Consider the following 25,793-nt stretch of genomic DNA (forward strand, 5'->3'; position numbering starts at 1 on the left):
CACTGCGACTCACATAGCCACCGATAGTTGCAGCAACCCGACAGCGTGACGGGGCCGCATGGCCAGCGGCCGTCCGCCGTACCGGGTCACCGCCCAGCGGCCCGGCACCTCATCGCCCACGGCACCACAACCTCCCGCCTGCGGCGCCACCGCCCGCAGCCCATCCCAGAAGAGGGAGACGTCCGTGCAACTGCGCACCAGCACCATGATTCGACGGCTGGCCACGATCGGCGCAGCCGCCGCCCTGGCGACCGGTCTGGCCGCCTGCGGTTCCAGCGAGAAGACCATCAACCAGGAGACCGGCAACGGCGACAACACGGGGGCCCTGGTCGGTGTCACGATGCCCACCCGGTCCTCCGAACGCTGGATCAGCGACGGCGACAACGTCAAGGCCGCGCTCGAGGAGCTGGGTTACGAAGTCGACCTGCAGTACGCGGAGAACGACATCCCGACCCAGGTCAACCAGATCGAGAACCAGATCACCCAGGGCGCCCGGCTGCTGATCATCGCCTCGATCGACGGCAAGGCGCTGACCACTCAGCTGCAGCAGGCCGCCGACCAGGGCATCCCGGTCATCTCCTACGACCGGCTGATCCTCGGCAGCCCCAACGTGGACTACTACGCCACCTTCGACAACTTCCAGGTCGGCGTACAGCAGGCGACGTCGCTGCTGGTCGGGCTCGGCGTACTCAACGCGGACGGCTCCGCCGGCGAGGCCGACGGGCCGTTCAACATCGAACTGTTCGCCGGATCGCCGGACGACAACAACGCCACCTTCTTCTTCGACGGCGCGATGTCGGTGCTGCAGCCGCACATCGACTCGGGCAAGCTGGTGGTCCGCAGCGGCCAGACCGACTTCGACACCGTCGCGATCCTGCGCTGGGACCCGGCCAACGCGCAGCGACGGATGGAGGATCTGCTCACCCGCACCTACCAGGGCGGCGTCACCGTCGACGGGGTGCTCTCACCGTACGACGGGCTCTCCATCGGCATCCTGTCCGCGCTCAAGAGCAGCGGGTACGGCACCGCCGGCCAGCCCTACCCGGTGGTGACCGGGCAGGACGCCGAGGAGGCCTCTGTCAAGTCGATCCTGGCCGACGAGCAGTACTCGACGATCTTCAAGGACACCCGCGAGCTGGCGCAGAAGACCGTCGAGATGGCGCACGCCATCCTCAGCGGCGACGAGCCGGAGGTCAACAACACCACCGACTACGACAACGGGGAGAAGGTCGTCCCGTCCTACCTGCTCGAGCCGGTGATCATCGACAAGAGCAACTACGAGGTGCTGATCGACAGCGGCTACTACTCGGCCGAGCAGCTGGGCTGAGTCCACGATCATGCCGACCGACGCCATCCTGCAGATGCGGGGCATCACCAAGACGTTCCCCGGCGTGCGTGCTCTGCACGACGTCAATCTGACCGTACGCCGGGGCGAGATCCACGCCATCTGCGGCGAGAACGGCGCCGGCAAGTCGACCCTGATGAAGGTGCTCTCCGGCGTCTACCCGCACGGGTCGTACGCCGGAGAGACCACCTTCGACGGCCAGCCGGCCCGGTTCGCCGGGATCCGGGACAGCGAGCACCGGGGCATCGTCATCATCCACCAGGAGCTGGCGCTCTGCCCGCAGCTGACCATCGCCGAGAACATCTTCCTCGGCAACGAACAGACCCGCCGTGGGCTGATCGACTGGAACCACACCAACCACCAGGCGGCCGAGCTGCTGCGCCGGGTCGGGTTGACGGAGAATCCGACCACCCTGGTCACCGAGATCGGGGTGGGCAAGCAGCAGCTGGTCGAGATCGCCAAGGCGCTGTCCAAGCAGGTGAAGCTGCTGATCCTGGACGAGCCCACCGCCGCGCTCAACGACGAGGACTCCGCGCACCTGCTCGACCTGCTCCGCGGGCTGCGGGACACCGGCATCACCTGTGTAATCATCTCGCACAAGCTGAACGAGTCACCCTGTGCCGAGCACGCCGCTATGGCGTGAAAAACTGCGGTACGGTCGCCCGCCGACGCCGATGGGATCTTGGCACTTGAAGCCGTTAACGAGTCTGGCGCGGGGCCCGACCTCGATGGGTCGCACACTGTTGCTTCGAGCACGCCGGTCAGATTTCTTGGTTCCCGACCGTGGCCCACGGGCGACCTCCCACCCCCTTCTGCCCGTATGGAGCCCGGTGGCATGTCACGAGAACCTGAAGAGATCCACGACCCCGACCATGAGATCCGGTTGAGCCGGGTCGCGGCCATCGACGTCGCGAAGGCATCCGGCAAGGTCTGTACCCGGCTACCGCATCCGACTCAGCCTCACCGCAGGGTGACGCTGGTCTGGGACGTCGTGTCCACGACCAACGAGCTCTGCGCCTTGGCCCAGCGGTTGGTCACCGATCAGATCGAACGTGTCGTTCTGGAGTCGACCGGCGACTACTGGCGACCGTTCTACTACATCCTGGAAGCCCACGGGGTGACCGTGTGGCTGGTCAACGCCAACGACGTCAAGCAGGTCCCGGGCCGACCCAAGACCGACAAGCTCGACGCGGTCTGGCTGGCCAAGCTCAACGAGCGTGGGATGCTGCGGCCCTCGTTCGTGCCGCCGAAGGCGATCCGGGACATCCGCGACTACACCCGGCTGCGCCACGACCTCGTCGCGGACCGGACCCGCTACAAGCTGCGCTTGGACAAGCTGCTGGAAGACGCTTTGATCAAGCTGTCCACGGTGGCTACCAACTTCCTCGGGCTGTCCGGAAGAGCGATGATCGACGCTCTCGTCGCGGGTGAACGCGATCCCCGCCGACTGGCCGAGCTGGCCCTGGGCAAGCTACGGGTCAAACGTCCCGCTCTGGTTGAGGCGTTGACCGGCCGTTTCGACGACCATCACGCCACGATCGCTGCCGTCCTGCTGCAGCAGATCGATGCCCTTGACGTCGAGATCGACAAGCTCACCGTGATCATCGACCAGCTAATCGCCGCACTGCCTCCGACGGGTACTGGTGAGGACTGTCCTCCTGCGGCCCATCAGCCTTCGGTCTTGGAGCGGCTCGACGAGATCCCTGGTGTCGGACCTCGGGTCGCTCAGATCATCATCGCGGAGACCGGCGGGAACATGGCCCAGTTCCCCACCGCTGGCCACCTGGTGTCCTGGACGAAACTGTCCCCACGCACCATGCAGTCCGGGTCAAAGACCCGCCGCGGACCCACCGGCCGTGGCAGCCCCTACCTTAAAAGTGTGCTCGGTGACGCCGCCGCGGCAGCCGCCCGCACCGACACCTTCCTCGGCGAACGCTACCGGCGCCTGGTCAAACGCCGAGGCAAAGCCAGAGCCCTGGTCGCGATCGCCAGATCCATCCTGACGATCGTCTGGCACATCCTGGCCGACCCGACCGCTAGCTTCATCGATCTCGGCCCGGACCACTACGCCACCCATATCAACAAGCACCGCAAGACCCGTAGCCTCATCCGCCAGCTCGAAGCCCTCGGCCACACCGTTCAGCTCAACCCGGCCTGACCAGCACCACACCCAACGGACAAATTCAGAACCTCGTCGGGGCTGCGCCCCGACGCTGCCGCCTGCCCACTCACGGTTGTTTTTCCGGTCAGATCCTCGCCGTCGCCGACACGATCAGCATCCTGCGCGACGGCGAACTGATCGAGACGCTGGACCTGGCGAACGACGAGGTCACCGAGGACCGGCTGATCTCCGGCATGGTGGGCCGGTCGATGGAGCACCGGTTCCCACCGCGCACCCCGAAAATCGGCGCCGAGGCGCTGCGGATCGAGGAGTGGACGGTGCGGTCCCCGGACGGGGACCGGGTGGTCGTCGCCGACGCCAACCTCACCCTGCACCGTGGGGAGGTCGTCGGGCTGGCCGGGCTGATGGGAGCCGGCCGCACCGAGCTCGCGATGAGCGTCTTCGGCCGGGCGTACGGCCGGGACATCAGCGGCCGGGTCTACAAGGACGGCCGGCAGATCCAGCTGCGCTCGGTCCGCGAGGCGATCGACCACGGCATCGCGTACGCCACGGAGGACCGCAAGCGGTACGGGCTGAACCTGATCGAGGACATCCAGCGCAACGTGTCGGCGGCCGGGCTGACCCGGCTGGCCCGTCGCGGCTGGGTCAACGAGGGCGCCGAGCACCGGACGGCGCAGGAGTTCCGCCGCAGCATGAACATCAAGGCGCCGAGCGTGGCGAGCATCGTCGGCAAGCTCAGCGGCGGCAACCAGCAGAAGGTCGTGCTGTCCAAGTGGATCTTCACTGAGCCGGACGTGCTGATCCTGGACGAGCCGACCCGGGGCATCGACGTCGGCGCCAAGTACGAGATCTACTCGATCATCAACCAGATCGCCGACAACGGCACGGCGGTCCTGGTCATCTCCTCTGAGCTGCCCGAGCTGATCGGGCTGTGCGACCGGATCTACACGTTGTCGGCCGGCCGGATCACCGGCGAGGTGCGGCGGGCCGACGCCACCCAGGAGCGACTCATGCAGCACATGGTGCAGGGACAGGAGCAGGGATCGGGGGCCGACCGGTGAGCGTCGCCCGGATCAACGTTCGCGAGAGCGGCATCTACATCGCGTTCGGGCTGATCGTCGTGCTGTTCGCGGTGCTGACCGACGGGGCGCTGCTGCAGCCGCAGAACCTGTCCAACATCATCGTGCAGAACTCGTACGTGCTGATCCTGGCGATCGGCATGATCCTGGTCATCATCGCCGGGCACATCGACCTGTCGGTCGGCTCGGTGGTCGGCGCGACCGGGGCGATCGCCGCCGTACTGATGGTCGAGCACGACCTGCCCTGGCCACTGGCCCTGCTGATCACCCTGATCGCCGGTGCCGCGATCGGCGCCTGGCAGGGCTTCTGGATCGCGTACTTCGGAATCCCGGCGTTCATCGTCACCCTCGCCGGGATGCTGCTGTTCCGGGCGCTGACCCTGAGTGTGCTCGGCAACCAGGGCATCGGGCCGTTCCCGGATCCGGTGCGTACCCTCGCCAACGGCTTCACCGAGGGCTACCTGGGCAACATCGGGTTGGGTCCGCTCGGCGGCGCCGATCTGGTCAGCCTGCTGGTCGGTCTGGTCGCGGTCGGCGGTATCGCGGTCAGCCAGTGGCGGGCCCGGGTCGCCCGGCTCGGCTACGACCAGGCGGTGGAGCCGCTGCCGGTCTTCCTGTTCAAGATCGTCGGCGCCTCGGCGGCGGTGCTGTTCGTGATCGTGCAGCTGGCCCGGTTCAAGAACCTGCCGTGGGTGCTGGTGCTGCTGGCGGCACTGGTGCTCGGCTACTCGCTGCTGACCAAGCGGTCGGTGTTCGGTCGGCAGATCTACGCGGTCGGCGGCAATCTGCAGGCCGCGGTGCTGTCCGGGGTCAAGGTCAAGTCCGTCGTGTTCTGGATCTTCGTGAACATGGGGGTGCTCTCCGCGCTGGCCGGGATCATCTTCGCTGGCCGGCTCAACCTGGCTGGACCGACCGCCGGCAACACCTTCGAGCTGGACGCGATCGCCGCCGCGTTCATCGGCGGGGCGGCCGTGCAGGGCGGGGTCGGCAAGGTGGTCGGCGCGGTCACCGGCGGTCTGATCATGGGCGTGATCAACAACGGGATGTCGCTGATCGGCGCCCCCAGTGAGAACGTCATGCTGGTCAAGGGTGCGGTGCTGCTGGCCGCGGTCGCCTTCGATGTGTGGAGCAAGCGCCGCGCCGGCGTCGCCTCCCGCTGACTCCGCCGATCCACCCGTACCAGCTGAGTTGTCCACCGGGGTGCGGCGCAGCTCACCATCGACCAGCGCAGCAGGGCCTCATGCCACGGGCGTCGCTAACCTGCTGGGGCTCAGTAGCTCCGCCAGCGCCGGCCAACCCGGTGACGGTGGCCGATCCGGCCGCCTGCGGTGGCCACCCGTATCCGTAGGTAACCACGCCTACCGTGATCTGCCCTGCCCCCACACGACGGGGGCGGGGCAGATCTGTCCGCCGGCCCGTCCAGCGCCCCGGTGCCGTACGGCGGGTCAACTCCGCCCACCGGCGCGGCCGGGCTGCCAGGGCCACGGCACGTCCCGGTACGCGGCCTCGATGAGCAGCGCCTCCAGGTCGCGCAGGTACGGCTCGATCGTCTCCGGTGCCAGGAACCGGGTGTCGACCGTGTAGGTGAGGCCGAGCGCCTCCGGCTCGTCCACCACGTGCAGCAGGCGGTGCCAGGAGGCGGCGTCCAGTCCGTCGGTCCGGGAGAAGCGACTGTCGTCGGCGGCCGCCCGCAACTGCTGCTCGGCGACCGGCGGCGCGTCGTCCACCAAGTCCCCGCCGGGCAGCCGGACGTCGTTGAAATAGTAGTGCGGCAGGAATGCGGTGGTGTAGTCGTAGCCGAGTTCCTCGAACGTCGTCCGCATCGCGACGGCGTCGTAGTAGGCGTGCAAATAGCCGTCTAGCGCGACCCGATAGATCCGTGGTAACAGCTCAAAGAATCCCGGCCGATCGGCGATGTCCAGCACGCAGAAGCCGATTTGACCGAGATTGGCGATCGCATTGACGTACTCGGGCCGGAAGCGGTTGTGCGACATGTTGAACAGTCCGCAGACCTGACGCCCGGTCGCTCCGGCGGACAGGGCGGTGGTAGCGGCGAGCAGCACCGTCGAGACGCTCACCCGGTGCCGGGCGGCGACCATCCGGGCGGCGGTGGCGGCGGCCGACGAGACCAGCGTGCCCCGGTGCAGCCGCGGGGTGGCCGGCGGCGCCGGCTCGTCGAGCGAGACGTCGGCCAGCCGGCGGTACTGCCGGAGCCAGTACGCCACGGTACGGCCCGAGCGCCGCTGGTCCGGCCCGTGCTGGCGGCGGGCCACGTCCACCGACTGCAGCCCGGCCGGGGTGCCCAGGTCGCCCCGGAGCAGGATCAGCCGCAGGTCCCGCAGCACCACCTCGGCGGCGTACGCGTCCACGGTCGAGTGGCTGAAGACCAGCACCAGCTGGCGTACCACGCCGTCCACCTGCACCACGGCGAAGCGCACCGGCCACTCCCGACCGTGGTCGAAGGCGACGTCACCCAGCCGGCGGGTGAGCTCGGCGGCCGCCGCGGCGCCGTCGCCGGTGCCCGCAACCACCAGGACCGGGACCTGCCCGGCCGCCGCGGTCTCCTGCCGCGACGTGCCGTCCGCCGTCGGGCATACCCGGGTACGCAGCCCGCCGTGCCGGCCGACCAGCGTGCCGATCGCCCGCACCACGCTGGACAGGTCGGCCGGGGCCCGGCGCGGCACCGCCAGCACCCGGCGCAGGTTGAGAAACAGGTGCTGGGTCCTCGACAGGGTGGCGGCCCGCCACATGACCTGCTGTGCCCAGGTCATCGGCGCGTCCTCGGTCCGACCACCGTGGAATTCCGCGTGGATCAACTCGTCCATGGCCCACTCGGCGGGCACGACGGCATCAGCGAATCGCATTCCCGACGGTACGACGGCACGACGTGCATCGAATCGATCGTTCGTCCGCACCACTGTGCACCAAAAGTTGATTCCGCCGTGCCGACGACGGGAGTCAGGCTGATGGTTCATGTAGACAAATCAAAGGCAATCCGGGTGACGAATCTCGACGTACCAGCGCAGGATGTCCCGATCCAATCACAAGTGATTCAGCACCGAAATGGGGAAAGTCCGGCACTGTCGTTCGGGCAGGAGCGGATCTGGTTCACCGAGCAGTTGACGCCGGGCACCGCCGGCTACGTCGTACACAGCACGGTACGGATGGGTGGCCCGCTCGATGCCGACCTGCTGCGCGCCGCAGTGGACACCGCCGCGGCCCGCCACGACAGCCTGCGGATGCGGTTCACCGAGAACCTCGACGGCGAGCCGCGGGTCGAGGTGGTACCGCAGGTCACCGTACCGTTCACGGTGCTCGACGCCGACGACGAGACATACGCCCGGGAGCTGGTCGACGCCGCCGTGCGGACCCCGTTCGACCTGGCCGTCGCACCGCTGCTGCGGGTGCTCCTGGTCCGGCTCGGCGACGACGACCAGGTGCTGCACGTCGGGATGCACCACATCGTCAGCGACGGCTGGTCGCTGAACCTGCTGCTGGCCGAGGTCGCCGTCCTCTACGGCGCGCTCACCGACGGTCTGCCGGTGCCGTCGGCACCGGCCATCGACTACGCCGACTACGCCGCCTGGCAGCGGGTACGCGGTGACGGACCGGCCGCCCAGCGGGAACTCGCCTACTGGACCGGGGCGCTCGCCGGAGTACCGCCGCTGGAGCTGCCGACCGACCGGCCCCGACCCGCCGTGCAGTCCTACGCCGGCGACGTGCACCGGTTCGGCTTCGACGCCGAGCTCACCGCCGCGCTGCGCCAACTGAGCCGGGCCCACCGCAGCACCCTCTACATGACGCTGCTCGCCGGCTGGCAGGCGACGCTGTTCCGGTACAGCGGGCAGCGGGACTTCGCCGTCGGATCACCGGTCGCCGGCCGGGTGGTGCCGGAGGTGGAGAACCTCGTCGGGCTGTTCGTCAACACGGTGGCGATCCGGGCCGACCTGTCCCGGGCACCGGCCGACAGTGCCGATGGCGGCGGTGCCGGCAGCGCCAGCGGCAGCAATGCCGGCGACCGTGAGCCGGGCTTCGGTGAGCTGCTGCGCCGTACCCGGGGGCGGGTGCTACGGGCGCTGAGCCACCAGGAGGTCCCGTTCGAACGTCTGGTCAAGGAGCTCAACGTCGCCCGCGACGTCAGCCGGGCACCGGTGTTCCAGGTGCTGTTCACCCTGCAGAACTACTCGCGGGCGCAGAGCAGCTGGCCGCGCGGGATCACCACCGGGGCGTTCGGCAGCGACGCGGCGGCGGCCCGGTTCGACCTGTCGCTCTACGTCAGCGAGACCGACGACGGGCTGCGGGCCATGCTGGTCTACAACACCGACCTGTTCGACGCCGCCACCGTGGCACGGCTCACCGGGCACTACCGGGCGTTGCTGCGCGCCGCGGTGGCCGACCCGGACCGGCCGGTGGTGGACCTGCCGCTGCTCGACGACGCACAGCAGCGGCAGCTGACCGCGTTCAGCACCGGCCCGGTGCCCGCCGCCGACCGACCGCGACCGGCCACTGCCGGGGCGGACACCCTCGGCGACCTGGTCACCCGGCACGCCACGGCCACCCCGCAGGCACCCGCCGTGGTCTACGGCGACGACCTGGTCAGCTACGCCGAGCTGGACCGACGCGCCAACCAGCTGGCCCACCAGCTGCGGGAGCACGGCGTCGCGCCGGGCCACCTGGTCGGCGTCTGCCTGGACCAGTCGGTGCAGTTGGCGGTCGCGCTGCTCGCCGTACTGCGGGCCGGCGGGGCCTACCTGCCGCTCGACCCCGAGCAGCCACCCGCCCGGCTGCAGCTGATGCTCGCCGACGCCGCCCCGACAGTGGTACTGACCAGCAGCGAGATCCGCGGCGAGCTGGGCGGCGACGCCGCCCCGCCGGCTCTCGCCGAGGCGATCTGCCTGGACCGGATCGCCTCGGTCGTCGCGCGACAGCCGACCGGGCCGCCGGCAGGGGCGGCGGGCGGCGACGACCTGGCCTACGTCATCTACACGTCCGGCTCGACCGGCGTTCCCAAGGGGGTCGCGGTCGCCCACCGGCAGGTGCTGAACTATCTGGACGGGGTCGCCGAGCGGTTCGACGTCGTGCCGGCCGGCCGGTACGCGCTGCTGCAGTCGCTGTCGTTCGACTTCAGCGTCACCGTGTTCTACCTGGCGCTGGCGACCGGCGGCAGGGTCCATCTGGTGCCGAGGCGGTGCACCGGTGAGGAGCTCGCCGACGCGTTGCGCACCGGGCGGATCGACTACCTGAAGATGACGCCGTCGCATCTGCGGGCGCTGGCCGCCGAGGTGGACACGGCGCGGCTGCTGCCCCGGCGGGCGCTGATCCTCGGCGGCGAGGCGGCCGACCTGGACTGGGCGGCGGACCTGGCCGGGCACGGCGTGCCGGTGTTCAACCATTATGGACCGACCGAGGCAACCGTCGGGGTGACCACGTACCGGGTGTCGGCGCACGAGCGGGGGCCGGGCAGCGTGCCGGTCGGCCGTCCGCTGCCGTACGCCCGGGTGCACGTGCTCGACGCCCGGCTGCGGCCGGTGCCGGTCGGCGTAGCGGGTGAGGTGTACCTCGGCGGCGACCGGCTGGCCCGCGGCTACCTGAACCGGCCCGGACTGACCAGTCAGCGGTTCGTCCCGGACCCGTTCGGCCCGCCCGGCTCCCGGCTGTACCGCACCGGTGACCTCGGCGCGTGGCGCGCCGACGGCGAGCTGCTCTTCCTGGGCCGCACCGACCACCAGGTCAAGATCCGCGGCTACCGGGTGGAGCTGGGTGAGGTGGAGGCGGCGCTGCGCGAGCTTCCCGGGGTACGGCAGGCCGCCGTACTGCTGCGTGACGACCGGTTGGTCGGCTACCTGGAACGTGCCCCGCAGGGCCCGGCGCCGGAAACGGCACCCGGGCCGGCGCACGGGCCGGCGCACGAGCCGGAGCCGGCCGAGCTGCGCCGGCTGCTCGCCGACCGGTTGCCGGACCACATGATCCCGAGTCGGTACTGCTGGCTGGACCGGCTGCCGCTGCAGGAGCACGGCAAGATCGACCGCAGGGCGCTGCCGGATCCGAGCGACGATCAGCCCGCCCGGGAGTACGTCGAGCCGGCCGGTCCGGTGCAGACGCTGATCGCCGCCGTCTGGCAGGCGGTGCTGCAGGTGCCCCGGGTCGGCGCCGACGACGACTTCTTCGAGCTGGGCGGGCATTCGCTGCTGGCCACCCAGGTGGTCGCCCGGCTGCGCCGGGAACTGCCGACGGTCCGCGCCGGTGACGGCGCGCCTCCGGCGGTCAGCGTGATGGACCTGTTCCGGCACCGGACCGTACGCGAACTCGCCGCCCTGCTGACCGACGGTGACGCCGAGCGGGGTCGGCTGCTGCATGAGCTGACCGCACCGGCCTCCGCCGCCGAGCGGGTCGCCACCCTGGTCTGTGTCCCGTACGGCGGCGGCAGCGCGGTGGTCTACCAGCCGCTCGCCGACGCGCTGCCGGCCGGCTGGCGGCTGCTGTCGGTGGCGATGCCCGGGCACGACATCGGGCTGGCCGACGAGCCGGCGCCGATCGACGAAGTTGCCGAGGGCGTGGTCGCGGAGATCCTGGACCGGGTCGACGGGCCGCTGATCCTCTACGGCCACTGTGGGCCCGGCGGGGCGCTCGCCGTCGAGGTGGCCCGCCGGCTGGAGGCGGCCGGGCGGGAGTTGACCGCGGTCTACCTCGGTGCGATCTTCCCGTTCGGCCGGCCGACCGGCGGGTTGCTCGGTCCGCTGCTGCGGCTGCGGTTGGTGGAGCGGGTCCGCAGCGACCGGATCTACCGCACCTGGCTGCAGGCGCAGGGCACGTCGATCGGTTCCCTCGACCCGGAGGAGGCGGCGTTCCTGATCCGGGCGATGCGTCACGACGCCCGGGCCTCCGAGGACTACTTCACCGCGCTGATGCGTGACCAGGTGACCCCGCTGCACGCCCCGGTGATCTCGGTGGTCGGGGAACGCGACCGGGGCACCGACTTCCATGAGGAACGCTTCCAGGAGTGGCACTTCCTGTCCGACCGCACCGCACTGGCGGTGATCGACGAGGCAGGGCACTACTTCCTCAAGTACCGGGCCGGCGAGTTGGCGGAGATCGTCACCGGCGTCCACCTGCGGCTGGACTCGCCGCCGGCGGGCGAGACGCCGCTGGACGCACCGGTCGAATCCGACGTGCCACCCACCGACGGCGCGGGGGTGGACGACCCGGCGTGGCGGCTGCACGCGGTCTCCGACCGAGGCCCGGCCGCCGACCCGCCGGGGGCCCGGTCCGGACCGTCGGCACCGGACCGGGCGGCGACCGGACCGGACCGGGCAGGCGGGCCACAGCCCAGCCTGCGCCGGTTCGGTCTGGTCGCGGCCGGCCAGATCGTCACCACCACCGGCACCGCGCTGACCAACTTCGCCGTACCACTGTGGATCTACCTGGAGACCGGTTCGCTGGCCCGGTTCGCCCTGTTCTCCATCGTCAGCCTGCTTCCCGGGCTGCTGATCGCCCCACTGGCCGGGGCGTTGATCGACCGGACGAGTCGCCGCCGAGTACTACTGGCCGCCAGCGTCGCCGCCGGCGGCGCCAAGGCGGTGATGGCCGGGCTGCTGATCGCCGACCGGGCCGAGATCTGGCACTTCTACCTGCTCGTCGGCTGGCTGTCGGTGGCGTTGGCGTTCCAACGGCTGTCGTTCGTGTCGGCGGTGCCGCAGCTGGTGCCGAAACGCTTCCTCGGCCACGCCAACGGCCTTACCCAGACCGCGGTCGGGTTGACCCAGTTCATGGTGCCGCTGCTGGCGGTCGCGCTGCTGGAGGCGGTCGGACTGCGCGGCATCATGATCATCGACGTGGTGGCGTACGTCTTCGCCGTCGCGGTGCTGATCGCCATCCGGTTCCCCCGCACGCTGGCGCTGCAGCGGCGGGAGAGCCTGGGGCAGGAGATCCTCGGTGGGTTGCGCTACTCGCTGCGCCGCCAGGAGTTCCGCGGCATGCTCGCCTTCTTCGCCGCCCTCAACCTGTTCCTGTTCCCGGTGCTGTTCCTGCTCTCCCCGTTGGTGCTGGGCTTCGCCGAGCTGGCCGAGGTGGCCCAGATCGCGCTCACCGGCGGGGTCGGCGCGGCCGTCGGCGGGCTGGTGATGCTGGTCTGGGGCGGCCCGCGCCGCTACCGGATGCGGGCGGTACTGATCGGCACGCTGGGCATCGCGGTGGCCTGCACGGTGACCGGGCTGCGCCCCAGCCTGCTCGTCATCGGTGCCGGGGCGTTCGGCATGTACTGCGCGCTCGGCCTGGTCAACGGCATCTACAACACGATCATCCAGATCAAGGTGCCGCCCCGGTTCCACGGTCGGGTGTTCGCGCTCAACCAGATGGTCGCCTGGTCGACGATGCCACTCGGCTGGGGGGTGATCGCCCCGCTGGCCACCAGCCTGATGGAGCCGCTGCTGATGCCGGACGGGGCGCTGGCCGACACGGTCGGGCAGGTCATCGGGGTCGGTCCGGGCCGGGGCATCGCCCTGCTCTACATCGCCTTCGGCGCCTGCATCGCGCTGACCGCGATCGTCTCGATGCGCACCCGGGTGCTGTCCCGGTTCGACGACGAGGTGCCGGACGCTCCGCCGGACGACCTGGTCGGCATCGAGACTCGGCAGGCCCGGGTGGCGGCGTCCCCCGGCGGAGGCCGGCAGGCCCGGATGGCGGCGTCCCCCGGCGGTGGCCGATGAGCCCAGCTACCGGTGTCCCCCGGCGGCCGGCCGCCGCGCCGGCCGCTCGGACCGTACCCGAGCTGCTCGACTGGCGCTGCGCCCTGCACCCCGACCGGGTCGCCATTGAGGTCCACGGCGTGGACCAGCTCACCTTCGCCGACTGGCGGGCCGGGTCGCTGGCGGTCGCCGCCGCGCTGCGACGGACCGGGGTGGCCCCCGGTGACCGGGTCGCGCTGGTGTTCGCGGCGCGGGAGTGGACCGGCTACGCCGTGGCGTACTGCGGGGTATTGCGGGCCGGCGCGGTCGCGGTGCCGCTGTCCGACCGCCTCGCCCCGGCCCAACTGGAGTACGCGGTACGGCACTGCGCCGCCCGGCTGGTGCTGCACGGCCCGCTGACCGCTCCGGCCGGGCCGGCGCCGGCCGTACCCACCGGGGTCGCGCCGCTGGCGCTCGCCGACCTGGTCGCCGACGGCCCGGTCGCCGACGGCACCGGCGCGTCCGCTCCCCCGGTGCGACCCGCTGACCTGGCTCAGATCCTCTACACCTCGGGCACCACGGGCCGGCCCAAGGGCGTCGGCGCCAGTCACGCCAACCTGGTGGCCGGGGCACCGAACCACCCGCGCCGGCTGGCCCTGGCCCACTCGGAACGCTTCCTGCACGCCTTCCCGATCGGCACCAACGCCGGGCAGACCATGCTGTTCAACGCGTTGACCGCGAAGCCGGCCGCGCTGACCCTGCCCCGGTTCACCCCGGCACGGTTCGCCCGCCTGGTGACCTCGCCCGGCACCGGCACCGTCTTCCTGGTCCCGTCGATGGCGATCGAACTGCTCGACTCCGGTGCCCTGCGGGGCCGGGACACCTCCGGCGTGATGCTGATCGGGTCGACGGCGGCGGCGCTCGCACCGGCGGTCGCCACCCGGCTGGCGACGACGTTCCCGGCCGCGACGATCGTCAACTACTACTCGTCGACCGAGGCCGCCCCCGCCCAGACCGTGATGATCTTCGACCCGGCACGGCGGGCCGCCGTGGGCCGGCCGGCCGACGGTCAGCTGATGATCGCCGACGAACAGCGCCGGCCGCTGCCGACGGGCAGCGTCGGCGAGGTCTGGCTGCGCTGCCCGCATCCGCGCTCGTACTACCGCGACGGCCCGGCCACCGAGGCGACGTTCCGTCAGGACTGGGTCCGGATGGGCGATCTCGGCCGGCTGGACGCCGACGGCTACCTGTACCTCGCCGACCGGCACCAGGACATGATCAAGTCCGGTGCCTTCAAGATCTCCTCGCTGGAGGTGGAGGCCGCGTTGCACGAGCATCCGGCCGTCGGCGAGGCGGCGGTGGTCGCCGTCGCGCATCCCGTGCTCGGGTCGGCTGTCGGGGCGGTGCTGGTGCCCCGCGCCGGGCAGCCGCCGCACGAACTCACCCTGCCCACGGTGCGCGCATTCCTGGCCGACCGGCTCGCCGACTACCAACTGCCGGCCCGGGTGCTGGTCGTCGAGACGCTGCCCCGAAACGAGGCCGGCAAGGTCCTCAAACGGACGCTGGCCGCGCTGTTCGACCCGTCGGGCTGAACAGGCTCCGACCCGGCCGCACCGTCCGACATCGACAAGCAGCAGCATCAGGAGGATCCCGTGGGCACCGCCGAAGCGACGTACGCGCAGCACGCCGTCTGGTTCACCGAACAGGCCGGGGTGGCGGGTACGGCGTACCACATGGCTCTCGGAGTGTGGTTCGCCGCCGGCCTGGACCAGGCGGCGCTGGCCACGGCGTGCGCCGCCGTCGTCGACCGGCACCCGGTCCTGGCCGCCCGGGTCGACGACAGCGACGGCGTACCGCGACTCGCCCCGGCCGCCGACCGCCCGACGCTGCGGCGGCTGACGCCGCCGGCCGGTGGCGCGGACGTCGACCGGCTGATCGCGGCGGAGATCGCCCGCCGCCACGACCTGCGCACCGGTCCGCTGGCCAGGTTCAGTCTGATCCCCGCCGCCGGCGGTGGCCGGCACCTGCTGCTGATCACCGCCCACCACCTGGTCTTCGACGGTACGTCCAAGGACGTGCTGGTCCGGGACCTGGCGGCGGCGTACGGTGCCGCCCGCGCCGGTCGCCCGGTCGAACTGCCGGCGGCCCCGACCGACGGGTACACGGCCCCGACCGACGGGTACGCGGCACGTGCCGGCACCGAACGGGACCGGGTCGCGGCCGAGTCGGCGGCGGCCGCAGACCACTGGGCCACCCGCTGGTCCGGCCCGGGTGGGCTGGTGCTGCCCGGTCTCACCCGGGTGCCGACCGGCGCCGAACCCGGCGACGCCGTACCGGTGGTCCTGGAGCCGGGTCTGGTCGCCGGGCTCGACCAGGCCCGGCGCAAGCTCGGGGTCACCCGGTTCGAGCTGCTGCTGGCCGCGGTGCACGCGCTGCTGCACAGGTACGGCAACCAGCAGGTCCCGGTCGGTGTCGGGGTGTCGACCCGTACCGCCGACGACGCCGACGAGATCGGACTGTTCGTCAACGAACTGCCGGTGACCGTTCCGGTGACCGACGACGCGGGTTTCCGCGACCTCGCGCACGCCGTCCGGGACGAGACGCGGGCGCTGAACCGGTTCCGGGCCGTCCCGCTGGCGCACGTGGCCACCGGGCTGCGGCCGGCGCCCGCGCTCACCCCGGTGTCGATCGGCTACCGCCGCCGCGCGCCGGAACCCACGTTCGCTGCGGTGCCGACCACCGTCGACTGGGCGATGTTCAGCGGCGCGGCCCGCAACGCGCTGCACATCCAGGTCGTCGACGGGCCGGCACCGGACAGCGACCAGGAGCACCTGGGAAGCAACCTGGAGATCAACCTGCAGTTCAGCCCGACGGCTGTTCCCGCCGCCGCCGTCACCCGGATCGGCGACCACCTGCGGACCCTGCTGGCCGCCGTGGCCACCGACCCGGAACAGCCGGTCGCCGACCTGCCGGTGCTGCCTCCCGCCGAGTCCGAGCTGGTCTGCCGTGGCTGGAACGCCACCGGCCGCGACTACCCGGCCGACGCGACCGTGCCGCTGCTGTTCGCGGCGGCGGTACGGCGGACACCGGACGCCGTCGCGGTCGTCGACGGTGGACGTACGTTGAGCTACGCCGAACTCGACGCGGCCAGTGCCCGGCTCGCCGGGCTGCTGCGGGCCCGTGGCGTCGGGGCGGGATCGCTGGTCGCGGTGCTGCTGGACCGCTCCTGGCAGGCGGTCGTCGCGCTGCTCGCGGTGCTGCGCAGCCGGGCCGCGTACGTGCCCGTCGACCCCAACTATCCGCCGGCCCGGCAGGCAATGATTCTCGACGACGCCGCGCCGGCGCTGGTACTGACCACCAGCGGTACGGCGGCCGCCCTGCCCGCCGGGTCACCGGTGCTCACCCTCGACCAGCTCGACCTGACGACCGCTGCCCCAGAAACCGCAGACCCGGGGTCCGCTGACCCGGGGACTGCGGACCTGCCCGGCCCGGACGAGCTGGCGTACGTGCTCTACACCTCGGGTTCCACCGGGCGGCCAAAGGGGGTGCGTGTCCCGCACGGTGCGCTGGCCAACCTCCTGCTCGGCATGCGGGACATGTTCGACAGTGGGCCGGCTGACCGGTGGCTCAACCTGACCTCGCCGTCGTTCGACATCTCGGGGGTCGAGGTCTACCTGCCGCTGACCACCGGCGGCCAGGTGGTGGTGGCCTCCGGCGTCAGCGCGCTCGACGGCGCCGGGGTGCTACGGCTGGTGCGCGAGAGCCGGGTGACACATGTGCAGGCGACTCCGTCGGGTTGGCGGGTCCTGCTGGAGGCCGGGCTCGACGACCAGGTGGTGGCGGTCACCGGCGGCGAGGCGCTGGCGGTCCCGCTGGCCCGCCAGTTGCGCTCACGGGTGGCCCGGCTGGTCAACGGGTACGGCCCGACCGAGGCGACGATCTACGCGACGATGGCGGAAATCCCGCCGGAACCGGCCGAGGTCACCATCGGCCGGCCGGTGCCGAACACCACCGCGTACCTGCTGGACGGGCGGCGGCGGCCGGTGCCGATCGGAGTGCCCGGCGACCTGTACCTGGGCGGGCGGGGCGTCGCCGACGGCTACCTGAACCGCCCCGAGCTGACCGCCGAGCGGTTCGTCCCCGACCCGTACGCTACCGACGCCGGCTGTCGTCTCTACCGCACTGGCGACCTGTGTCGCTGGCTGCCCGACGGCCGGCTGGAATTCCTCGGCCGGGCGGACGACCAGGTGAAGATCCGCGGCCACCGGGTGGAGCTGGGTGAGATCACCGGCCGGCTGCTGGAGCATCCGGCTCTCGCCGAGGCCGCCGTACTACTGAACGGGACGGACGAGGCGTCGCCGCGGCTCGTCGCCTACCTGGTGCCCCGCGGTGCCGCGCCGACCATCGCCGAGCTGCGCCGGCACCTGACCGAGACGCTGCCCACGGCGATGGTGCCCACCGACTGGGTGCTGCTCGATCGGCTACCGGTGAGCCCGAACGGAAAACTGGACCGGGCCGCGCTGCCGGCACCGACGACCGGCGGTACGGACCCGACGGCCCCGACGGACCTGGTCGACGGCGCCGCTGCGGTCGTCGAGGCCGACCCAATCGTCGAGGAGATCCGATCAATCTGGCAGGACGTGCTGCAGATCGCCGAGATCGGCATTGACGAAGACCTGTTCGACCTGGGCGGGCACTCGTTGACGATCACCCGGATCAGTAGCCGGATCCACCGTCGGCTCGGCGTCGAGGTGCCGTTGGACGCGTTCTTCGACACGCCGACGATCGCCGAGATCGCCGACCTGGTCCGCGAAGCCGGCGGCCGGTGCTGAACCAGCGGCCGACGCTGAACAACGTGGAGACGAAGGAGGACTCGGTGGACACCACGACGCTGCGGCAGCGGGTGATGGAGCTGGTCGACGAGGCAACCGGCGGCACGGTGCCGGTCGACCAGCTGACCGACGGCGGATCGCTGATCGCGCTGGGAGTCGACTCGCTGGGCCTGCTCCGACTGGTCGACGCCGTCGAGGCCGAGTTCGGCGTCGAGGTGGAGTTCGACGGCCCCGGCCAGCGGATGGACACTCTGGATGACCTGGTGGCCGCGATCGTCGACGCCCGCGACGAGGCGGAGCCGGACCGGGCCACCACCCCCGGGTGAGCCGGCCACTCGACTAGGCTGCGTTCGTGTCGGTCGAGGGTGGGAACGCGGACGAGCGCCTCAAACGCATCGAGGCGATCACCGACCCTGCCCTGTCCCGGCTGGGTTTCGACGCGCTGCTGGTCGAGTCGCTGGCCCGCACCGGCGGGCTGCTCGGCGTCGACTCCGCCGCCGTCTGCCTGCTCGACGCACACTCCCAGCAGCTGGTCACCGCCGCGGCCTGGGGTATCGAGGCCGGCCACGAACCGCCGGCCCGGCTGCCGCTCGGTCGCGGGTACGCCGGCAAGGTGCTGACCACCGGTGACACGGTCACGCTGACCGACCCTGACGACGACGCGCTGGCGCATCCGGCGTTGCAGGGGCAGGGCATCCGGTCACTGCTGGCGGTGCCGGTGACGATCGGCGGCTCGGTCGGCGGGGTGCTGCACGTGGCAACCCGACGACGCGGGCCGGCCTGCGACGACGAACAAATGCTACGGCTACTGGCCGACCGGATCGCCCTGGCCGACCAGGCCCGCGAAAGCCAGGTCGACCGCGCCGCCACCCTGGCGCTGCAGTACGACCTGCTACCTACCGAACTACCGACGGTCACCGGGCTGGAGTTCGCCGCCCGGTACGTCGCCGGCCACGACGCCGGGGTCGGCGGCGACTGGTACGACGTACTGCCGCTGCCCGACGGGTGGGTCGGCGTGGCGATCGGCGATGTCACCGGACGCGGGCTGCACGCGGCGACCGTGATGGGCCGGCTGCGCAGCGCGCTGCGCGCGTACGCTCTGGAAACCACCGACCCGGCCGACGTGCTCGCCCGGCTGGACCGCAAGGTGCAGCATTTCGAGCCGGGCATGATGGCGACGGTGTGCTACGCGACGATCGACCCCACCCGGACGGTCGTGTCGGTGTCGACGGCCGGCCATCCGCCGCCGGTAACCATCGGCGGTGGCCACGCCGCACACAGCTTGCCGGTGCCGGCGGACCTTCCGCTCGGCACCCGCATCCACCGGCCACGCCGGGTGCGCAGGCACGCCCTCGAGCCCGGCGCATTGCTGTTCTTCTTCACCGACGGCCTGGTGGAGCGGTGCGGGCCGACCATCGACAACGGCCTGCGTCAGTTGTCCGACTCGTTGGTCGCCACCAGCGCCGAGACGGCCTGCGCCGAGACAATGGGCGCGCTGGTGGACGGCCGACCACTGGTTGACGACATCGCCATGTTGGCGCTCCGCCGCCGGTAGCCACTGTTGGCGCTCCGCCGCCGACAGCTGCAGTCGATGTCGCGGGCGTTACCAGCGGCCAATCGACGGCACCCCGGCGGCGTCGTGCGGGGTACGGGCACCGGCGTCGTCCGAGGTACGGGAGGCGGCAGCGGTGTCCGCCCAGTCGCGTGGGCCGGTGCCGTCCCCGCCGATCGTCGGGGCGTCGGCACCCCGGGGCTGCGCGTCCGGGCTGGTCTTGCGCCCGTTTGCGAACGTCACCTGGTCGAAGCGCACCTCGACCGGAGTCGCGTACCGCTTGCCGTTGACCGGGTCGTGCCGCATGAACTGCGGCGGCGCGATCCGGACCGTCACGTCGTACGGGCCGGGACCGGGCACCGAGGCGTTTCCGCCATAGTGGTACAGGAACGGGTGCCACAGGAACGGCAGGCCGGCGGTGGCGACCGGTTGACCGTTCCGGCTGACCGTGATCCGCACGTCCAGACCGGGAATGAACCGGCCGTCGGCGGCATCCGCGACCGCGACCTCCAGATGCACGTTCGCATCCGGGGCAGCCTCCCGCCAGACCAGCTGACCGCCGGAGAGCTCGTACATGCCCTCCGCCTCCTCGTTGACGAACGCCACGAGGTAGTCGCCGGCCAGCTGGCTCAGCGCGCCGTCCTCCTCGGCCATGGCGCGCAGCGCGCCGCCGTACGCCTGACCCTGCCGCCGGGCGACGGCGAGCTGCTCCTCGGTGGCCTCGTTGCTGGTCCGCATGGGCGGCTGCGCCGCTGGTGTCGTCATGGTGACCCTCCGGGTCGATCTGGTTGCCTTCTCACCTGGGTCTACCCCGCAGCGGCCGCGCTATTACTTCACCCCGCCGGGCAGGCTGGGTCACCTGGTGGGCGGCACCGGTCACCCACCGGCAGACGTTAGCCACGCCGTCGGCCGGGAAGCCGATGGACATCGGGGCACGCCGGACGCGTGCCGTACCGGACCCGGGAGGTCGAGATGGGTAACCGCGATCAGCTGCACGATCTGCGGCGGCAGGCACACGAGGCCGGCATCGAAGGCAACTCGAAGATGTCCGAGGCCGAGCTACGCCAGGCGCTGAAGAAGGTCGGCAAGGGCGCAGACCCGCAGTCAGCCAAGCAGACCGCGAAGCAGGCCATGAGCCGTTGACCAGCGGCCGCGCCAGCCCGCTTCCGGCTCCGTGCTGTCGGCGGGCTGGTGCCGTTGCCGTGTTTGTTGCCGTCGTCGCGTCAGTGGGTCAGCCGTTACCCGGCGGCAGGTCGTAACCGGTCGCGACGCACTGCGCGTTGAGCGTGCCGTCCGAGACGGTCCAGTAAAGGTGCGCCGCGCCGCGGCTGCCACTCGTACGGGTGAAAATCAGAACGTCGTCGTTGGTGGTCGCGGCGGTGCCGTTGTCGGAGATCACCACCGACCCGAGGGGCGCACCGCCGAACACCCCTACCAGAGAGATCGGGGTCAGGTCAGGATCGGCGGCGTGGTCGGTGACCGGGATGGTGACCGTCCCGCCGACCGTGGCTGGCAGGTTGAAGCCCACACTGTTGCAGATTGGGCGACGGTTGGCTGCCGTGGATCCCGTGGCGCTGGCAGAGCTGGCTGCGGTGAGCGAGACGGCGGCGAGACCGACAACCGTCGCCGTTGCCACCCGAGCCGCGTAAGGCATTCTCACATGTTCTCCTCTGGATCGGTCCGCCCGGCGGAGGGACAGCAGAATGCTACGGCCGTCGATCTCCATCAGGACACCTACAGTGATGGGACGTCACCTTTCCGTAAGAACTTGGCCCGGGTACGGACCGCTTGCCGACCGAGCCCGGCGACCGGCGACGACGCCCACCGGCCAGGACGAGTCACCGCCACCGGGCGCTCCGCTTATGCCCGTGGGCGATGGCCTCTCACGACCGCGTCAGGTCAGCGGGATCTGCCGCATCGTGGTTCGGGTGGCTGCGTAAATGTGGCTGCGTAGATGAAGGGTCGCGGCTCGGAGGCCGGCGAGGACGCGCGCAAGGCCGATGAGGTCGGCATCGATATAGAACCGGACCTCGGCAGGTTTGATCCTGCTCACGCGGCGCGTTGGGAGTTCTCGTACGCCAGCGCCCACCGCACGTCGGGCACGTCGAGCTGGTACGTCTCGGCAATCTCCTCGACGCCCAGCCCTGCCTCGTCCTGCTCCCAGAGCACCTCGGTGCTGATCCCCTTGATCGACGGCCGACCGAACCGGACATCCGGCAGGATACGCACCGGGGACTGGGGGTTGGGGTCCGGTCGCCAGCCGGCAGCGACATCGCCGTCCCAGGTGACCCGCTCGACGAACGCCGCCGACGGAGGAGTGAGCAGCAACTGGTTACCGACTGCGGCCACCAGGCAGTATTCCGGGTCGAGACCGGCCTCCGCCTGAGCTTGCAGAACGAGTTTTTTGCCGGCGACGTACGGTCGGCGGTCGGCGAGTGGGTAGGGCACCCCGAATTCCTCCCGGAGCAGGTCGATGAACGCCCGCAGCTCGACCATCGGCACCCGGTGGGTACGGCGGTACTCCCGCAACAGCCCCGCCTCGACGAACTCGGCCCACGTGACCGAACGGGCGCCGCGCGGCTCGGTGCGTAGCACGGGTTTGTGCCGGCGTCCCTTACGCTCGTCGCCGTCCAGCCAGTAGTGCAGCGTCGACTGCGCCACCCGCAGAAGTCGGGCAGCCTCCGCCTCCGAGAAGATCTCACGCTCCAGGACGCTCACCACCGTGCCAGTCTCCCACGCATCAGCTTCTCCATGGGTATGCCAGACGGCCCTGTGCGACGCCTTCATGGCTGTGCAGCCCGCGTAGGACGGACCGCCGGTCGCAGACCGGGATTCGTGTACTCGAGCTGTGGTCCTGGCCTGGGAGAACGGGGGCGGGGGACGTGGGTGAACGTGGGCGACTCCCTGCCACCCAAGGTGAACCCCAGGTCGCTAGACTGGGCCCTCGCGCCCTCGTAGCTCAGGGGATAGAGCAACGGTTTCCTAAACCGTGTGCCGCAGGTTCGAATCCTGCCGGGGGCACCCCAGAGATCAGCGAAAACGCCAGCTGACCAGCGCGTACGCATATCGCGGTCGTAGGCAGCAGGATCTGCAGCCAGCCGGACTCGGCTCGTACGCCCCAGATCCGCTCAGCGTCGGCGTCCGCGCGGTCCTGCGCCGCTTCCAGCTTCGCAAGCTCGTCCGCGCCCCAGCGGCAGCGCCACCTAGCCCAGGGCAGTCGCCAAGCGCGCTCGATCACGAGTACACGTTGTGACGGCAGGCACAGCAGCCCGGAGAGTCGTTTCGGGGTGCCACAGCCACAGTGCCGGAGGCCCGTCACCATACGCGGGTGTTTCGCGACTGGTGCGTAGGGTGGAAGACGCTACCAGCACCAGCCCAACCTGTGAGTCCAAAAATGACTGTTAGGCGAGTTTCATCCCGTACGCTCGGCGCGGGCGCGCGCGCGTCGTGGCTGACCGGCGTTGTCGCGTACGCGGCCGCGGTCACCATGGCGCTGGGGGTCCTTGTGACGCCGGCTCCGGCGACCGCAGCTCCGCCGTACACGCTGGATGAGCGTGCCCTGGCGATCGCCTCGCCGTCACTGGTCTACGTCGAAGTGGTCTACACCGGATACCTGCGGGACAAGCAGTCCAACGCACCACTGCGCGCGTCGCCGATCACCTTCACCCGGCGGTGCAGCGGCTTCGTCGTCGGCACCGGCGGCGAGGTGATCACCAACGGGCTCTGCGTTCGGCCGGCGAAGGACACCGCAGCGCAGAACGCCCTCTACTCGCTCGGACGCATCCTCATCGCGGAGGAGACTCTCGAGTCCGACGCGCTCGACCGCTACGTCGCCGACAACCTCCGCCAGAGCGTCTTCACCGGCATCGAGGCCGCAGACGAGCCGGACCATCAGGTGTACGGGCAGCTCGGCGTGGCACCCACGGGCGGTCTGACGGAGAGCCCGGCGATCCCCGGCGAGGTGGTCGAGGTGCTGGACGCCGACGCCGGCAACATCGCCCTGGTCAAGCTGGAGCAGCAGAACCTGCCCGCGGTCGAGCTGGCCTCGTCGGGCACTCTCGACCCGGGGGCCTCGCTGGTCGTGGTCGGCTACGCCACCGACGAGGTCGATCCCCGCACGGCGACCTACTCGCTGCGCTCCAGGCCGGTGAAGGTCATCGGTACCGGCACCCGCGGCTCCGCGTCGCTGTACCGGGTCAACGAGGACGTCGGCATCCACTCGCTTGGCGGGATGGCTATCGACACGAACGGTCACGTCGTCGGTGTGCTCGACAACGACCTGGAACTGCCCGACCGGGCGAACCGTGCGCTGGTGCCGATGACGACCGTCACCGCGCTGCTCACCGAGGCGGGCGTCGACAACGCGTTGGGCGAGACCGACCAACTGTTCCGCAGCGGGCTCGACGCCTACTTCGCCGGTGACTACGAGACCGCCATCAGCCAGCTCGGCACCGTCGTAGAGAACTCGCCGGTGAACTCGGTCGCCCAGACGTACCGGCAGAACGCCACCGAACTGCAGAAGATCGAGGACAAGTTTGCCGACGGAGCCGGCTGGCTGATCTGGGCCAGCGGCGCAGCGGGCGGTGCGCTGGTGATCGGGCTGATCGTGCTCGTGGTGCTGCTTCTGCGGCGCCGTGCCCGCCGCCGGGCCGCGTCGGTCGAGCTGGTGTCGCCGGCCGCGACGTACCCGTTCTCGCCGGTGCCCGGATACCCGGGCCAGCCCACGCCCGGGTACCCCTCGGCACCCGCCTATCCGGCACAACAGCCAGCGCAGGAATACCCGCCCGCACCCATCTACCAGCCGTCCGCACCCAACTACCAGCCACCCGCACCCACCCACCAGTCGCCGCCCGCCGCGCGACAGGGGACAGCACCCGACGACGAGACGTGGCCCGACGACGAGGCGTTGCCCGACGAAGTCGGGCCCGACCCGCACGGGCCCAACCGCCACCACTAGCTACAGCGCGAGCAGGGACAGTGGCTTCGGCTGGTATCCCTCCAGGTAGCGGGCCGGATCGGCGTGCAGTACGGAGGCGAGCAGCGTGCCGAAGACGTCCCGGAAGTCGGTGGTCGCCTTCAGATCGCCGTCGTCGAGGTCGGTGAGGCTGGGCTGTTCGCCGTGGAAGCCCCCGGCTACCCGGGGACCGAGTACGAAGACCGGTCCGGCGGTCCCGTGGTCGGTGCCATCGGAGGCATTGGCGCGCACCCGGCGGCCGAACTCACTGTAGACAACGACTGTGACGTTGCGCCCGGCCGGGCTCGTCGCCAGCCGGTCCATGAACATGGCCAGCGCCCCGTCGACCTCCTTGAGCAGCCGTTCCTGCGCGGGCCGCTCGTCGGCGTGCGTGTCGAAGCCGCCCAGGCTGACCGAGTAGACCCGGGTGGGCACACCTGCCTCGATGCACCGGTGCACGAGCGCGAGTTGGGTGGCCAGTGACGTCTCACCGCCCGTGCCGGTGGCCGGGAGGTGTCCGGCCTCGCCGGCCTCGAACGGCTGATCGGACTCCCGTACCCGTCGGATCAGGCCGTCGACCCGCAGGAAGTCGTGCAGCGCGGTCGCCGCCCGCGCCTGCAGGACGTCCTCGCCCCGCTGTTCGCGCCCGAGCGCGCGGACCATCTCCGCGCTGATCCCGGCGGGCAGTTGGGGTGCGCCGAGCGTGACACTCGCTCCCGCCCGCGTCTCGCCTGCCAGCAGTGGCGGAAGCACCGGCTCGAAGCTGACGGCCGCTTCCGGCGATGCCTGGATCCCGTCGAGCCAGCGCCCCACCCAGCCGGTCCGGATCGGCGCGTCGGGCGACGCTGTCTGCCAGATGTCCATCGACCGGAAGTGGCTGCGGTCCGGCCGGGGGTATCCGACGCCGAGGACGACTGCCAACCGCTTGTCGTCCCAGAGCCGCTTCAGTCCGCCCAGCGCGGGGTTGAGGCCGAGCACGCCGTCGAGGTGCAGCACCTCCTCGGGGGCGTAGGCAAGCTCCGGCCGGGCAGAGTGGTAGGCCGGGTCGGCGTACGGGATGACCGTGTTCAGCCCGTCGTTGCCTCCGTACAGCGTCACGATCACCAGCGTGTCGGCCGGTCCGGGCTCGCCGTCCTTGTCGCCCTTGGCCAGCAGCTCAGCGATGCCCAGGCCGGCTGCGGCGAGCGCACCGCCGCCGACCGCGCCGGAGGCCAGCAGGAACGTGCGTCGGGTCAACGGATCCATG

The 25,793-nt window shown here is 71.0% G+C and carries 15 protein-coding genes, 1 tRNA gene and 2 pseudogenes; 13 read left to right on the plus strand and 5 right to left on the minus strand.

Annotated features, from left to right (window positions below; translation table 11 throughout):
- The first annotated feature begins 205 nt into the window (after nucleotides 1–205).
- From chvE to mmsB, 5 genes and pseudogenes are all read left to right on the plus strand, one after another.
- A complete protein-coding gene (chvE, locus tag ACN27J_RS12895) occupies nucleotides 206–1,327 on the plus strand; it encodes a multiple monosaccharide ABC transporter substrate-binding protein (RefSeq protein WP_278174601.1) in 1,122 nt (373 codons plus the stop codon).
- Between the two features lie 10 nt (nucleotides 1,328–1,337).
- Nucleotides 1,338–1,955, plus strand: a pseudogene (locus tag ACN27J_RS12900) (ATP-binding cassette domain-containing protein); the annotation flags it as partial.
- Between the two features lie 225 nt (nucleotides 1,956–2,180).
- Nucleotides 2,181–3,503, plus strand: a complete 1,323-nt coding sequence (locus ACN27J_RS12905) for an IS110 family transposase (protein ID WP_421366303.1) — start codon at nucleotides 2,181–2,183, stop codon at nucleotides 3,501–3,503.
- An 89-nt stretch (nucleotides 3,504–3,592) separates the two neighbouring features.
- A pseudogene (locus ACN27J_RS12910) lies at nucleotides 3,593–4,528 on the plus strand (ATP-binding cassette domain-containing protein); the annotation flags it as partial.
- Nucleotides 4,525–5,706, plus strand: a complete 1,182-nt coding sequence (gene mmsB / locus ACN27J_RS12915) for a multiple monosaccharide ABC transporter permease (protein ID WP_421366305.1) — start codon at nucleotides 4,525–4,527, stop codon at nucleotides 5,704–5,706. The pseudogene ACN27J_RS12910 and the gene mmsB, both read left to right, overlap by 4 nt.
- A 285-nt stretch (nucleotides 5,707–5,991) precedes the next feature.
- Here mmsB and ACN27J_RS12920 read toward each other — a convergent pair whose 3' ends face one another.
- Nucleotides 5,992–7,410, minus strand: coding sequence for a condensation domain-containing protein (locus ACN27J_RS12920; protein ID WP_421366307.1), 1,419 nt, complete (start codon nucleotides 7,408–7,410; stop codon nucleotides 5,992–5,994).
- Nucleotides 7,411–7,593: 183 nt separating this feature from the next.
- Between ACN27J_RS12920 and ACN27J_RS12925 the strand changes: the two genes are divergently transcribed.
- Genes ACN27J_RS12925 through ACN27J_RS12945 form a run of 5 tightly spaced genes read left to right on the plus strand, consistent with a single transcriptional unit; the run spans nucleotide 7,594 to nucleotide 19,596 of the window.
- A complete protein-coding gene (locus tag ACN27J_RS12925) occupies nucleotides 7,594–13,251 on the plus strand; it encodes an amino acid adenylation domain-containing protein (protein ID WP_421366309.1) in 5,658 nt (1,885 codons plus the stop codon).
- Nucleotides 13,248–14,801 carry a class I adenylate-forming enzyme family protein gene (locus tag ACN27J_RS12930; protein ID WP_421366311.1) on the plus strand — a complete coding sequence of 518 codons (1,554 nt, stop codon included), beginning with the start codon at nucleotides 13,248–13,250 and terminating at the stop codon, nucleotides 14,799–14,801. Before ACN27J_RS12925 ends, ACN27J_RS12930 begins: the two co-directional genes overlap by 4 nt.
- 60 nt (nucleotides 14,802–14,861) lie before the next feature.
- Nucleotides 14,862–18,041, plus strand: coding sequence for a non-ribosomal peptide synthetase (locus ACN27J_RS12935; RefSeq protein WP_421366313.1), 3,180 nt, complete (start codon nucleotides 14,862–14,864; stop codon nucleotides 18,039–18,041).
- Nucleotides 18,042–18,064: 23 nt separating this feature from the next.
- Nucleotides 18,065–18,367, plus strand: coding sequence for an acyl carrier protein (locus ACN27J_RS12940; protein WP_421366315.1), 303 nt, complete (start codon nucleotides 18,065–18,067; stop codon nucleotides 18,365–18,367).
- Between the two features lie 26 nt (nucleotides 18,368–18,393).
- Nucleotides 18,394–19,596: a PP2C family protein-serine/threonine phosphatase gene (locus ACN27J_RS12945; protein WP_421366317.1), complete on the plus strand. Its 1,203-nt coding sequence runs from the start codon at nucleotides 18,394–18,396 to the stop codon at nucleotides 19,594–19,596.
- 48 nt (nucleotides 19,597–19,644) lie between these two features.
- Here the strand turns inward: ACN27J_RS12945 and ACN27J_RS12950 are convergent, their stop codons facing one another.
- Nucleotides 19,645–20,358 carry an iron transporter gene (locus ACN27J_RS12950; protein ID WP_421366319.1) on the minus strand — a complete coding sequence of 238 codons (714 nt, stop codon included), beginning with the start codon at nucleotides 20,356–20,358 and terminating at the stop codon, nucleotides 19,645–19,647.
- Between the two features lie 207 nt (nucleotides 20,359–20,565).
- Between ACN27J_RS12950 and ACN27J_RS12955 the strand changes: the two genes are divergently transcribed.
- Nucleotides 20,566–20,736 carry a hypothetical protein gene (locus tag ACN27J_RS12955; protein ID WP_278170959.1) on the plus strand — a complete coding sequence of 57 codons (171 nt, stop codon included), beginning with the start codon at nucleotides 20,566–20,568 and terminating at the stop codon, nucleotides 20,734–20,736.
- Between the two features lie 88 nt (nucleotides 20,737–20,824).
- Here the strand turns inward: ACN27J_RS12955 and ACN27J_RS12960 are convergent, their stop codons facing one another.
- On the minus strand, nucleotides 20,825–21,319 hold the full coding sequence (locus ACN27J_RS12960; RefSeq protein ID WP_421366322.1) for a hypothetical protein: 495 nt from the start codon (nucleotides 21,317–21,319) through the stop codon (nucleotides 20,825–20,827).
- Nucleotides 21,320–21,642: 323 nt separating this feature from the next.
- The gene (locus tag ACN27J_RS12965; protein ID WP_421366324.1) at nucleotides 21,643–22,314 is read right to left on the minus strand and encodes a DUF433 domain-containing protein; all 672 of its coding nucleotides are present in this window, start codon (nucleotides 22,312–22,314) and stop codon (nucleotides 21,643–21,645) included.
- Between the two features lie 227 nt (nucleotides 22,315–22,541).
- Here ACN27J_RS12965 and ACN27J_RS12970 point away from each other — a divergent pair.
- A tRNA-Arg gene (locus tag ACN27J_RS12970) sits at nucleotides 22,542–22,614 on the plus strand.
- A 373-nt stretch (nucleotides 22,615–22,987) separates the two neighbouring features.
- Entirely contained in the window at nucleotides 22,988–24,550 is a 1,563-nt protein-coding gene (locus ACN27J_RS12975; RefSeq protein ID WP_421366327.1) for a trypsin-like peptidase domain-containing protein, read from the plus strand.
- Here the strand turns inward: ACN27J_RS12975 and ACN27J_RS12980 are convergent, their stop codons facing one another.
- A complete protein-coding gene (locus tag ACN27J_RS12980) occupies nucleotides 24,551–25,792 on the minus strand; it encodes a DUF1501 domain-containing protein (protein WP_421366330.1) in 1,242 nt (413 codons plus the stop codon).
- Nucleotide 25,793 lies beyond the last annotated feature (1 nt).

Source organism: Solwaraspora sp. WMMB762, assembly GCF_049179115.1.
Lineage (GTDB): Bacteria > Actinomycetota > Actinomycetes > Mycobacteriales > Micromonosporaceae > Micromonospora_E.

What these genes read in the sequence shown, in the direction of transcription:
- chvE (WP_278174601.1), top strand. Translation starts at nt 206, where the DNA reads ATGATTCGACGGCTGGCCACGATCGGCGCAGCCGCCGCCCTGGCGACC.
- ACN27J_RS12905 (WP_421366303.1), top strand. Translation starts at nt 2,181, where the DNA reads ATGTCACGAGAACCTGAAGAGATCCACGACCCCGACCATGAGATCCGG.
- ACN27J_RS12920 (WP_421366307.1), bottom strand. Translation starts at nt 7,410, where the DNA reads ATGCGATTCGCTGATGCCGTCGTGCCCGCCGAGTGGGCCATGGACGAG.
- ACN27J_RS12930 (WP_421366311.1), top strand. Translation starts at nt 13,248, where the DNA reads ATGAGCCCAGCTACCGGTGTCCCCCGGCGGCCGGCCGCCGCGCCGGCC.
- ACN27J_RS12950 (WP_421366319.1), bottom strand. Translation starts at nt 20,358, where the DNA reads ATGACGACACCAGCGGCGCAGCCGCCCATGCGGACCAGCAACGAGGCC.
- ACN27J_RS12955 (WP_278170959.1), top strand. Translation starts at nt 20,566, where the DNA reads ATGGGTAACCGCGATCAGCTGCACGATCTGCGGCGGCAGGCACACGAG.
- ACN27J_RS12960 (WP_421366322.1), bottom strand. Translation starts at nt 21,319, where the DNA reads ATGGAGATCGACGGCCGTAGCATTCTGCTGTCCCTCCGCCGGGCGGAC.
- ACN27J_RS12975 (WP_421366327.1), top strand. Translation starts at nt 22,988, where the DNA reads ATGACTGTTAGGCGAGTTTCATCCCGTACGCTCGGCGCGGGCGCGCGC.
- ACN27J_RS12980 (WP_421366330.1), bottom strand. Translation starts at nt 25,792, where the DNA reads ATGGATCCGTTGACCCGACGCACGTTCCTGCTGGCCTCCGGCGCGGTC.